This is a genomic window from Corynebacterium propinquum DSM 44285 (assembly GCF_000375525.1).
Lineage (GTDB): Bacteria > Actinomycetota > Actinomycetes > Mycobacteriales > Mycobacteriaceae > Corynebacterium > Corynebacterium propinquum.
The window spans coordinates 1-11,479 of the sequence record NZ_AQXC01000014.1 but is presented as its reverse complement, the minus strand read 5'-3'; the positions used below and the strand labels follow the sequence as shown (position 1 = coordinate 11,479).

The following is an 11,479-nucleotide window of genomic DNA, read 5'->3' as shown; positions in this document are numbered from 1 at the left end:
GCTAGTCGTCGGCACGGTCGATTCCCGGCTACGGTAGTGGAATGCAATATATCGTCGCCGCCTATGTGCTGTGGGGTGTGTTTCCCGCGTTCTTCCCACTGTTGGATCCTGCCAGCCCGCTTGAGATTCTGGCGCACCGCATCATCTGGACTGCGGTCTTGATGGTGGGAATTTTGCTGGTAACCGGCCGGTGGCGCGAAATCTATGAGGTGCGCGCGGCTACCTGGTGGCGTTTGGCCGCCGCTGGCGTGGTGATCACCGTGAACTGGGGTACTTATGTCTTGGCGGTGATGAATGATCACGTCGCTGATGCCTCACTGGGCTATTACATGAACCCGTTGGTTTCGGTGGCGCTCGGCGTGTTGATTTTGCGCGAGCACCTACGCCGCTGGCAGATGGTGGCCGTGGCTATCGCGGCCGTAGCCGTGGTGTATCTGACGTTCCTGAGCGGCCAGCCACCAGTGATCGCGCTGGCGTTGGCATTCAGCTTTGGTACCTATGGCCTGCTGAAAAAGAAAGTCGCCGTGTCCGCGTTTTTCTCCGTCGGGGCAGAAACGATGATTATGCTGCCATTCGCGCTGGGCTATGTGGCATATATCAGCGTGAACCCAGAGCAACAATCCACTTTCACCAGTGAAGGCTGGGGACACACCCTGCTGATGATGTCGTGTGGTCTGGTCACCGCCACCCCTCTGCTGTTTTATGCCCGCGGTGCACACATGCTGCCGCTGTCGACGATCGGCATGTTGCAGTACCTTACCCCAACGATTCTGATGTTGTGGGCGCTGTTTATTACGCAAGAACCGATGTCGCAGCAGCGCTGGATCGGCTTCATCATCATTTGGGTCGCGGTGGCGGTGTATGTCGCTGATTTGGTGCGGATGCGTCGACACAGCAGGCGGGAGCAGCGCCGACAAACGGTATCATTTGCGGGAACCGGCCAGCGCGAAGGCAGCGCGCCAACCGAACATGAACAGTGCGGACGTCGCACTGGCGACCAACACGAATGACCAGTGCGGCACCGCCCCATTACGCAACGCCCAGATGACCAGCCCGACGATGACGGTGCACAACCACACGATGGCCGCTCCGCGGCCGTTGCGCGCACCGCTAACCATCGTCAGCGCCGTCGCGCGGGAAAGCAATAGCCAGCCGAAACCCAGCCCAATAAGGAATGGCCACAGCGTGGATAACCAGCCCACGAAAGACAGTGGCATGTCCGCAGACTGGTGGGCAATACGTGCAAGTAAGGCGAAAACTGCCAGCGCGATGGCATCGAAGATGATCGGACGGGCAGGTGTGTGGCGGGTAGGCGTCGACATGCCAGTTATTTTACGTCGCTGGTTTCTTCCGAATCAGTCTGGCGCAGCGCGGCGTAGGACATACCCTTGCGTGCGTAGTAGGCGAAGTAGATGACCCAGCCGATTGCGCTGTAGAAAACGAAGGTGATCAGCCGGTAGACCAACACCGTACCGGTGGCATCGACGGCCGTCATGCCGGTAGCCACTAGCGCGGTGATAATCGCGATTTCCACGGTGCCGACGCCCGCCGGGGTGATCTGCGCGGAACCCGCCAGCTTGGCGGTAATAAACGCGACGCTAATGCCCATGATGGTGGTGTGGTCGTCGGCAGGCCAGAACGACGGCATATTACCGGTCACGGCCCAGGCACAAGCCCACAGAGCAACGGCATCGAAGGCTCGGTTGAAAAACGCCATCAACGTCACCCAGGAAAATTGGCCCAAGTTCAACGACACTTGGTCGAGCTTGTTGACGTGTTTGACGAGCTTGTCGGTCTTTTTCCACGGCAGGTTTTTAATCCACCGCCCCACGGTCCGGGTATTGCAGGAAGCCCAGTACAGGCCTCCGCACAGACCCAACATCAACGCCAGGGATACTACTAATGACCACAACGCCACATCCGCGCCCCAGAAAAATACGCCGGTAAAACCGATCAACACGACCCACAGCGTGGAAATCGCAGAAGAAAGCACAAAAAACCAGCCGCACAGCACCACGGAAGCCCCCCAAGCGCGCTGCACTTTATACGTCAAGATCGCGGCGAACGCGGGACCGCCGGGAAGCGTCGTCGACCAGGCATTGGAGGCGAAGACAATGTTGTTGCACTCTTTGAACGAGACGGGCACACCACCGGAGACAAACAATTTGCGCATCACCTCGGCCATCGCCAATAGGGAAAACGCAAAGGTGATAAACACGACGACGATGGGCCAAGGTTGCGCGTGACGAAGGGTGCGGAAACCATCGCTCAAGAAATCTAGCTCGTCACGGAAGAAAATACCCATGACGACGAGTACTGCTAGGGGCAGTATCCACCGCAGCCATTTGCCTACTGTGCTCTTCATCGCGGCAACTACCTACTTGTCATTTTCTAAGCGTTTCATGAGCTCCGAGAACGGAATCAGGTCACTGTCTTGGTCGGTGGTGCGTCCGCTCCGAATGGCTTTGGTATCGGCGACGACTTCCGACTCATGCAGCTCGCGCGGTTCATCCAGCTCGTACCGTTCCTCGTACTGCTCATAGTCACCGTCCGGGGCAAGGTCGTTTTCCGGGGCAAGGTCGTACTGTTCATGGTCACCGTCAGGGCCGGAAGTATCCGCCATCCGCCCAGCCGGGACCACGGTTTCTTCGTATGCACCGTGCCCCATGCGTTCATAAATTCGGTGCACGAAGGCCGGTGCCCACCAGTTGTCTTCGCGCAGCAGGTGCATCACGGCTGGTACGAGGAACATGCGCACGATAGTGGCGTCGAGGAAGAGCGCGAAGATCATGCCGAAGGCGATGTATTTCATCATCACGATATCGGAGAAGCCGAACGCGCCAGCCACCACAATCATGATCAGCGCGGCTGCCGTAATGATGTGGCCGGTGTGCGCGGTGCCGTAGTTGATGGCGTCGTCGGTTGACGCTCCACGCTTGCGGGCTTCCACCATGCGCGAAACCAAAAAGACCTCGTAGTCCGTCGACAAGCCATAAATGATGGCGATGATCAGCACCAGGATCGGGCTCATCAGTGGGCCTGGCGAGAAATCCAACAGTCCGGAACCAGCGCCGAGGACAAACATGCCGGTCAAAATACCCAGGGTGGCGCCTAAGGTCAGCACCGTCATGATGATGGCTTTTGCCGGGATGATCAGCGAGCCGAACACCGCGGCCATCAGCAAGAACGTGGCGACAATAACGTACAGCGCCATCCACGGCAGTTTCTCAAACAGCGCTTCGAGTGATTCGACTTCCATCGCCGGGGTACCGCCGACGTAAAGTTCCACGCCTTCCGGTGCTGTAATCGCGCGCAGTTGTTCGATAACTTCGGCGTTATCTTCGCGGTCTGCAATACCGGCGCTCAACACAGTGGTGCCGTCTATGGTCTGGCTGGACGGCGCCATGGGGGAGGTCAGCCCTTCGATCTCACGGGCTTGCAAGACGACGTCGACAAGCTGCTGGTTATCGGCCCCCTTGACTACAAGTTTGATGGGCTCGGTGCGGTGTTCCGGGAATTGCTCGTTGAAACGATCCTGTGCCTGGCGGGTTTCGTGGCTCGGTGGCAGATAGGTCTCGTTGATGCCGCCGAAGCTGACACCCAACAGCGGGATGGTCAGTGCGAGCAGCAGGGCGGTGATGCCGACGGTAAACCAGCGAGCTTTGCTCATGGCCCAGCGTGGCACGCGGTACCAGAAGGTTTCCTCGATTGGGCGGGAGCGTTTGGTCTTGCGTACCGTCCACTTGTCGATGTTGTGGCCGAGCATGCCGAAAATAGCTGGCAGCACCGTCACCGAAAGCAGCGCCGCTAGGCCGACGGCGGAAATCGCGCCATAAGCAACGGATTTCAAAAACGCCTGCGGGAAAATCAGCAGGCTGGAAATGGCCACGGCCACCATGAGTGCGGAAAAGACCACCGTTTGCCCAGCGGTGGCGGTGGTAATCGCGACAGCTGTGCGGGTATCACGGCCTTTATCTAGTTCTTCGCGGAAGCGCGAGACCATAAATAGCCCGTAGTCGATGGCCAGGCCTAGGCCCAGCAGCGTGACGACGGCCTGTGAAAACACGTTGACCTGGATAAACCCGGCCAATACCGAGAGAATGCCGATGGAGCCCATGATCGACAGTGCGCCGACGATCAACGGCATAAACGCGGCGACGACGGAACCGAAGACGAACAGCAACAGCAAGCCCACCAGCGGTAGCGCTGCGCGTTCGGCAACCGAGATATCGTGCGCCATGCCGTCGTCCAAAGCATCAGCAACGGCGGTGGCTCCGGCAACCTCGATATCTAGGCCCTGGGCGGTTGCGGCGCCGGTGAGATCATCCTGGATGGTGCGGAAATCACGCAGAGTTTGCTCGTCGTCACCTGCTAAACCGATGGCCGCGAACGCTACCGAGCCGTCGTCGGACAGCAAGTTTGGATTGCGCGTATCGAAATAGCTGGTGACTTGCGCGATCTGGTCTGGGTACTGTTCTTGCAGGTAATTCAGGTGGGCGCGCGCAGCCTCTAAGTTTTCTTGCGGGTTGTCGAACAGCAAGATGACATCGCCGTTGCGGTCCCGCCCGAAGGTCTCGGCCTCAATCTCAGCAGCGGTGGTCGATGCCGCGCGGGGGTCTTCCCACCCTTCCTGGCTGAGGCGATCGTCGAGCTTGGTGCCAAAAACCGTGAAGACCACGGCGATAGCCGCGATGATTAGCAGTGGAATGATCCTGCGATGGGCATAGGAAAACTGCCCCCACCTGAAAAACATGCCGGTTCCTAACGGTTAGACAACAGTGACGACAGCGGGCGGAAGGGTGCCAACCAGGCGCCTTCTTCCGGCAGCGCATCCAGACTAACCCGCGGCAGTGGTTCGAGGAAGACCCCCTCGATATCTTCCAGGTCCACAAAACCGATATCTTCGTGGCTCACAGCCCACGAGCAGTGCTCCTGGAAACCCAACACGGTGGCGGGAATGCCGGCATTGATGAGTTCTTCGAGCAGCTCCTGGAAGTTTTGGCCGTCGGCAGAGGCGACGACGATCTCGCTTAAGCTGCCTTCCTCGAACCGCTGCCGGATATGGGCGACCATGTCAGGGTCCACATCAGATTCTTCGGTGATTTTTGGTTTTGCGAATACGGCATAGCCGACGTTGCGCAGTGCTTCTACCCATGGGCGAATGACCTCCGCGCCGCCGGGTGAGACATTGGTGAACACGCAGGCTTCTGGGGTGAGGTTTTCTTCTTCAGAGATTTCCAGAATCCAGCGGCCGATGGCGTCGAAACGCGGACGGGAATTAGCGGTGGGGCGGCCACCCAGGATGGAGCCCAGCCCCATGTCCAGGTTTGGTGCGTCCCAGATCATCAGCAGAGTGTTGTTGTGCGCTGAACTAGTGTGCGCAGAATGATTCTGCGCGGTGTGTGCGGTATGTGCGTCCATATTTTCGGTATATCCAGTATTTCTCGTATTTTTTCGGGTTTTATGCGGCCACGGGGTGTGCAGCCGTACGTGCTGTATGTGCCGCACAGCTGCTACGGATCCTGCGGGTTCATGGGGCGGGGCATTTCTGCCTAGCGCTTCACCCACAAGTATTCATTAATAATGTGGTCTTTTTCTAGGCCTTTGCCTTCGAATTTGGTGATCAGTTGGCGGTCGGTCAGCTGCGGGCATTCCGGCCATGGCCAGCCTTTGTATTCTAGTTGCGGCTCGACCTCGACCAACTCGTTAATCCATTCGGCATAGTCCGCGTGGTCGGTGGCCACATGCAGCACTCCGCCGGGTTTTAGGCGAGAGGCAAAAAGGTTCAACGGCCCGGATTGGATGATGCGGCGCTTGTGGTGCTTGGCTTTCGGCCATGGGTCCGGGAAAAACACGCGGATGCCATCGAGCGATTCTGGTGCGAACATGCGCATGAGTACTTCCATGCCGTCGCCGCGGATCATGCGGATATTCGGGATGTCTTCGCGTACTACCTGCCCAAGTAGCTTCGCCAGGCCGGGCTTGTACAACTCGACGGCAATAATATTGGTATCTGCTTCTTTTGGTGCCATTGCCGCGGTTGAAGTACCTGTGCCGGAGCCGATTTCCACGATCGTGGGTGCGCCGCTGCGGCCAAACCACTTGTCGACGTCGACGTGTTCGTCGGCAAGCATCGCGCCGAGTTCTGGCCAGTGCTTTTCGAAGGTCGCCAGCTGGTTGTCGCTGAGCGAGCCGCGGCGAAAAGTCACGGTGCCTAGCCGCGGGTAGTCGAGGTCATTGTTGAAAACCTCGTTGAAATCGGTCTGTGGGGGCCGACCGGCAGGAAATTCGCCGATGCCGCGGGATTGCTGGTTATTGTGTGTATTGACTGTATTCATTGCGTTATTCATTATTGCCTATTGTTCCCTGTCAAAAATAGTAGAACAATTCGGGGGCTTTCACTGTGGGCACAGGTGTTTTCGGGTGATCCAAACCTGCGCGATATTACCCCTGTATGAGGGTGGCAAGTGCACATTTTGCAGAATCAAAATGTGGATAAGCAGGGGTAGTGGCAGTGCGTGCATACACGCTTATACGTGGTTATTACCTTTCACCCCTGGTAGTCGCTACCCTGGGGCATGTCCAACCTGCTGTAGTGACCGATCAGGAGTCTAAATGAGCGCCCCAATCACGGGACTTGTTGGTGAAGCGCCAACGCAGAACAAAGAATTGATCAACTGGATCAACGACGCCGTTGCTATGTTTCAACCAGAAGACGTTGTGTTCGTCGATGGTTCGCAACAAGAATGGGATCGGCTTGCAGCCGAACTTGTCGACGCAGGAACCCTCATCAAGCTCAATGAGGAAAAGCGTCCAAACAGCTACCTAGCACGCTCGAACCCATCGGACGTCGCTCGTGTGGAATCGCGCACTTTCATCTGTACAGAAGACCAGGAAGGTGCCGGCCCAACCAATAACTGGGCCCCGCCGCAGGCCATGAAAGAGGAAATGGTCGACGTCTACACCGGCGCCATGAAAGGCCGCCGCATGTACGTCGTACCTTTTTGCATGGGTCCGATCAATGATCCAGACCCAAAACTGGGCATCCAGCTGACGGACTCGGCGTACGTCGTCATGTCCATGCGCACCATGACCCGCATGGGCACGGAAGTCCTGGATAAGCTTGGCGACGAAGGCTCCTTCGTGCGCTGTTTACACTCCGTGGGTGCCCCGCTGGAACCAGGCGAGGAAGATGTTGCCTGGCCATGCAATGAAACGAAGTACATCACCCAGTTCCCGAAGAGCAAAGAAATCTGGTCCTATGGCTCCGGCTACGGTGGTAACGCCATTTTGGCGAAGAAGTGCTACGCGCTGCGCATCGCCTCGGTCATGGCGAAAGAAGAAGGCTGGATGGCTGAGCACATGCTCATCCTGAAGCTGACCAGCCCAGAAGGCAAAAACTACAACGTTGCTGCGGCATTCCCATCCGCTTGTGGCAAGACCAACCTGGCCATGATCACCCCAACGCTGGATGGCTGGTCCGCAGAGGTAGTCGGTGACGATATTGCGTGGATGCACCTGCGCGAAGACGGCCTGTATGCCGTGAACCCAGAAAACGGCTTCTTCGGCGTCGCGCCGGGCACCAACTATGCATCCAACCCTATTGCGATGCGCACTATCGAACCAGGCAATACCTTGTTCACTAACGTTGCGCTGACCGACGACGGCGACGTCTGGTGGGAAGGCATGGATGGGGAAGCCCCAGAGCACCTGATTGACTGGAAGGGTAATGACTGGACCCCGGATTCTGCGGAGAAGGCTGCGCACCCGAACTCCCGTTACTGCGTGCCAATTTCCCAGTGCCCTGTCGCTGCCCCGGAATACGACGACTGGCGCGGTGTGAAGATCGACGCCATCCTGTTCGGTGGACGTCGTGCCGACACCATCCCGCTGGTTACCGAGGCTTTCGATTGGGAACACGGCACCATGATCGGTTCGCTGCTGGCTTCCGGCCAGACTGCCGCTGCCGAGGGAACCGTCGGTGCGCTGCGCCACGACCCAATGGCGATGCTGCCGTTCATGGGCTACAACGCTGGTGAATACCTGCAGCACTGGATTGACATGGGCAAGAAGGGCGGCGACCTGATGCCGTCGATCTTCCTGGTTAACTGGTTCCGCAAGAACGACGACGGCAAGATCATCTGGCCTGGCTTCGGTGAAAACTCCCGCGTATTGAAGTGGATCACCGAGCGTGTTGATGGCAAGGTCGGCGCAGAAAAGACCATCGTGGGTAATACCGCGCGTGCTGAGGATTTGGACCTGACCGGTCTGGAAATCAGCTTGGACGAGGTCAAAGAAGTCCTTGCTGTGGATCCTGCAGAGTGGGCTAGCGATGTCGACGACAACGCTGAGTACCTCAACTTCTTGGGCTCACGGGTCCCAGATGAGGTTCTGGAGCAGTTCGAGGCTTTGAAGTCCCGCATCGAGGAAGCTTCTGCAACGAAGTAAATCTGGCATTCTGCTCTGTTGCCGGTTCAGGTTTAGGGCAGGAAAGCGCTGAGATAAGACTTCCTGCCTGGGGCCTGGTGTTTGAGCGCAAACGGAAAGATCATTCCGTTTGCGCTTTTTGCATGCGAAAACGGCGTGACGAAGAACATTATCGGAAGGATCTTTCCGTCCTGATGCCTGGCCCTCACGTTGGAGCTGGACATTCGGTAATGGAAAGTCTGAAACGAGGAGGTAAGCAATGCTTATGTCTAGCTTGATGAAGGGAATAGCTAGTGCCAGTATTTTCTCGCTTGCTGGGTTTGCTTTAGGATTCTTCGACCATATTTGGCTGAGTGCTCTGATGATCTTGGTAACTATGCTGATATCTTTCTGGTTGCGCTTGAAGATTTTACGCAATGAAATGCATTCCCATATTGTCCTGGGGGTGTCAGTAGCGAGCGCTATTTCGGTGTTATTTTCGTGGCGTATATCTTCCGACGATCGGGCAGGCTTAGTTTTTGGTCTGGTGGTAATTACAGCGCTGTGGGCCGGTGCTTATCTTTTGTTGCGGCGTGCCGGTGCCCTGCGTGGTGCTAACACCCTATAAACGTCAAGTAAACATAAACGGTGGGATCTTTCCGGTCTTATGTCTGAAGTGTCCCAGGTTTTGTTCCGTTTGAGTAGATGGGAAAATCTGGAACAGACACTCTCGGCTAAACAGCGTGGCGATACCCGGATTGTAGGGTTATTCGAGCAAAAGCAAAAGGTCACGAATCAAGAAGCTGGATTTCGTGGATCAGGAAAGGTGCAGTTTGGATAATGTGAAAATTTTCGCCAGCCTCATTGCGAGGATAGTTTTCCTCATTCTTATTGTGGCCAGTCCATTTGTAGTCGCATTGGGAACCGTGCATATCCTAGGTGGGCTCGCAACCGCTAGCTTGGCCTCCATGTTGCAATGGGGAATTATTGCACTATTGGTGGGAATTTCACTTGATGGGTTGGTGCGCACCGTAGCACGTGCTGCTTATTTTTTATCTGGTCTAGAGATATTTCATAAGCAGGCCATTGAAAATATCATTGCTCTAGTCCTATTGGTATTTTTGTATTTCTTCGTAGCCGAAAGCATCTGGTTTGCCTTGCTTGCGGCCCTGGTCAATGTCGTCGTGGCAGCAGCAATAGGCAAGATCATCCCGGGCGGGAGTGAAACCAATTCCAGGGCCGATTTGCTGGCAAACCGAATGAAACTTTGAATGCGTTAGCTCCGCGTCTTATCCACCACAATCATCAGGTTTGAAGTGCCCAACTCCCGCAACCCGGGTATCTTCGTAATCCACCAGGCCCAGCTGGGGTGATAGCGCGGGAAGCAGTAGGTATGGTAGCCGCATTCGGCTGCCCAGCCGAGGCCTTCGTGGGCGGAGACGTCGAAAAGCGAATGCCCCCAGATATTTTTTGGCGGATGCCCGTGCTTGCGTTCGTAACGACGCCGGGCGAAATCCCCACCGATATAATGTGGCCACAACCCTGTTTCGTGCCCGCCGAAAGGCCCGAGCCACACCGTGTAACTGATGACCGCCAAGTTGCGTGCAACCCGCACCATTTCCTCGGCCATCTCCCAGGGGCGCGCGATGTGTTCGGCCACGTTGGAGGAATAGACGATGTCGACGCTGTTATCCCGAAAAGGCAGCGCTGTGCCGGAAGCACGAACCGCGGTATCCAAGGTGATTCCGGCTGCAGTCATTTCTGAAACGTCTGGTTCCAAGCCAATATAGTGCGCGCCGTGCTCGGCGAAAGCCGCCGAAAAATACCCGGGGCCACCGCCGACATCCAGCACCGATAGCTTGTCCAGCCCCGTGCCGTGCACATCCTGGTGGATTGCTGCCAGTTGTTGCGCGGTATCACGGGCCAGCGGTTCATAAAATTTGCGTGGCTGGGATTGCTCGTAATCGAAAGAACGCAGCAGGCGAATCGACCGGGCTAAGCTGGCATGGCGGCGTGTGTGGTGCAGGGGATGGCGCAGTTCGGGACGCATAGGTTCCCAGGATATAGCGTGTTGGAGGTTGTAGTTGGGAAGCCCAGTTTTTATTGATCGATCTTCGCTGAAACTCTTGCTTTTTGGGCTGGAAACTATATTATGAGGGTAATCATTCCAACTGGATAAAGTGATATAAACCATGTTGAGGGTTTTTCGGCGAAGAACCGTTCCGAGTGTGTGGTGCGATCTGTGCCCAGTATGAGAGGATGGGTGGTCCGCGGTGTTTTGACGTGGCTGCGGGCAGGCCCTTGTGCTCGAATACGGGATAGTTACACAATCGGAGTTAAAGGGTTTGATTGGGTAACTATTTAAAATAATGTGAAAAAGGGTTGGAGCGAAGAGAATCGTAATTTTTTAAAGAATAGGTCATTGTGGATAATTTTAATGTCCCGATTTTTCTAAACTTGCTGTTATTGTTCAGCGTTGTTCCTTCGACGATAATCGGAGGCGTCATTTGGCTCAGCTATTTGTTTTCGCGGAGGAAAGTTCTGCGTGAAGAGCAATCGGCGTCGAACCCTAAGATGCAGCGGAGGATAGACCAGCCTCAGCGTTCTTATCCGGTTTGGTTATTGCTGATGTGTGGTGCGGCAGCCGGTGTATTTGCCCCGATTGTTTGGTTGACATGGGCGCCTAGTTATGGGGCGCAGCATGTACCTGAACCACCTGGTGACTACCCTCTATGGCAAATATTAGGTTGTGTAGTAACTGTTGCTGCCTGCTCTATTTTTGTCAGTATGAAGTTGCGCAATACTTTTCGGGGTGCTGTTGCAACTTGGGGCGGGAGCCAAGAAAGCTCCGTTTTTATTGTGTGATCAACGCTATGTGCCTGTGTTGTCAGGCCGTCTCGAATACCCGGCTAACAATCACTGCATCCGGATTCGGGTGACCATAGGCAAACATCGTGCCCTGCCCCTTCCGCAATGAGTGCATCGCTTCCATCCCTTTCAACGTCCGGTAGGCAGACGTTTGGTTTTTGAATGCTCCTTTCGGCCCCAGGATCCGCTTTAACCGGCCATGATC

General features: G+C 56.0%; 11 protein-coding genes and 1 pseudogene. 5 read left to right on the top strand and 7 right to left on the bottom strand.

From position 1 onward, the window contains the following. The first annotated feature begins 41 nt into the window (after nucleotides 1-41). Nucleotides 42-1,010, top strand: a complete 969-nt coding sequence (gene rarD, locus B142_RS0110695; RefSeq protein ID WP_018121547.1) for an EamA family transporter RarD — start codon at nucleotides 42-44, stop codon at nucleotides 1,008-1,010. On the opposite strand, the gene B142_RS0110690 is transcribed toward rarD, so the two are convergent. The 5 genes from B142_RS0110690 to trmB form a co-directional block, all read right to left on the bottom strand. Further along, complete coding sequence (locus B142_RS0110690; RefSeq protein WP_023018803.1) at nucleotides 924-1,322, bottom strand: DUF3054 domain-containing protein; 399 nt, start codon at nucleotides 1,320-1,322, stop codon at nucleotides 924-926. The two genes, rarD and B142_RS0110690, sit on opposite strands and share 87 nt — an antisense overlap. A 5-nt stretch (nucleotides 1,323-1,327) precedes the next feature. After that, on the bottom strand, nucleotides 1,328-2,365 hold the full coding sequence (locus tag B142_RS0110685; protein ID WP_023018804.1) for a lysylphosphatidylglycerol synthase transmembrane domain-containing protein: 1,038 nt from the start codon (nucleotides 2,363-2,365) through the stop codon (nucleotides 1,328-1,330). Nucleotides 2,366-2,377: 12 nt separating this feature from the next. Continuing rightward, nucleotides 2,378-4,753, bottom strand: coding sequence for an MMPL family transporter (locus B142_RS0110680; RefSeq protein WP_018121544.1), 2,376 nt, complete (start codon nucleotides 4,751-4,753; stop codon nucleotides 2,378-2,380). A gap of 8 nt (nucleotides 4,754-4,761) precedes the next feature. Then, the gene (locus tag B142_RS0110675) at nucleotides 4,762-5,421 is read right to left on the bottom strand and encodes an NYN domain-containing protein (RefSeq protein ID WP_018121543.1); all 660 of its coding nucleotides are present in this window, start codon (nucleotides 5,419-5,421) and stop codon (nucleotides 4,762-4,764) included. Between the two features lie 131 nt (nucleotides 5,422-5,552). Next, entirely contained in the window at nucleotides 5,553-6,338 is a 786-nt protein-coding gene (gene trmB / locus B142_RS0110670) for a tRNA (guanosine(46)-N7)-methyltransferase TrmB (RefSeq protein ID WP_026168083.1), read from the bottom strand. A 277-nt stretch (nucleotides 6,339-6,615) separates the two neighbouring features. On the opposite strand from trmB, the gene B142_RS0110665 reads away from it, so the two are divergent. The 3 genes from B142_RS0110665 (at nucleotide 6,616) to B142_RS0110650 (ending at nucleotide 9,677) form a co-directional block, all read left to right on the top strand. Then, nucleotides 6,616-8,448 carry a phosphoenolpyruvate carboxykinase (GTP) gene (locus tag B142_RS0110665; protein ID WP_018121541.1) on the top strand — a complete coding sequence of 611 codons (1,833 nt, stop codon included), beginning with the start codon at nucleotides 6,616-6,618 and terminating at the stop codon, nucleotides 8,446-8,448. A 238-nt stretch (nucleotides 8,449-8,686) separates the two neighbouring features. Next, on the top strand, nucleotides 8,687-9,034 hold the full coding sequence (locus B142_RS0110655; RefSeq protein WP_018121539.1) for a hypothetical protein: 348 nt from the start codon (nucleotides 8,687-8,689) through the stop codon (nucleotides 9,032-9,034). 205 nt (nucleotides 9,035-9,239) lie between these two features. Then, nucleotides 9,240-9,677: a hypothetical protein gene (locus B142_RS0110650; protein WP_021353494.1), complete on the top strand. Its 438-nt coding sequence runs from the start codon at nucleotides 9,240-9,242 to the stop codon at nucleotides 9,675-9,677. A 5-nt stretch (nucleotides 9,678-9,682) separates the two neighbouring features. Here B142_RS0110650 and B142_RS0110645 read toward each other — a convergent pair whose 3' ends face one another. Then, the gene (locus B142_RS0110645; RefSeq protein WP_018121536.1) at nucleotides 9,683-10,456 is read right to left on the bottom strand and encodes a class I SAM-dependent methyltransferase; all 774 of its coding nucleotides are present in this window, start codon (nucleotides 10,454-10,456) and stop codon (nucleotides 9,683-9,685) included. Nucleotides 10,457-10,830: 374 nt separating this feature from the next. Between B142_RS0110645 and B142_RS13705 the strand changes: the two genes are divergently transcribed. Then, nucleotides 10,831-11,271: a hypothetical protein gene (locus tag B142_RS13705; RefSeq protein WP_126844759.1), complete on the top strand. Its 441-nt coding sequence runs from the start codon at nucleotides 10,831-10,833 to the stop codon at nucleotides 11,269-11,271. Nucleotides 11,272-11,293: 22 nt separating this feature from the next. Here B142_RS13705 and B142_RS0110640 read toward each other — a convergent pair. Further along, nucleotides 11,294-11,479: pseudogene (locus tag B142_RS0110640) on the bottom strand (IS6 family transposase); the annotation flags it as partial.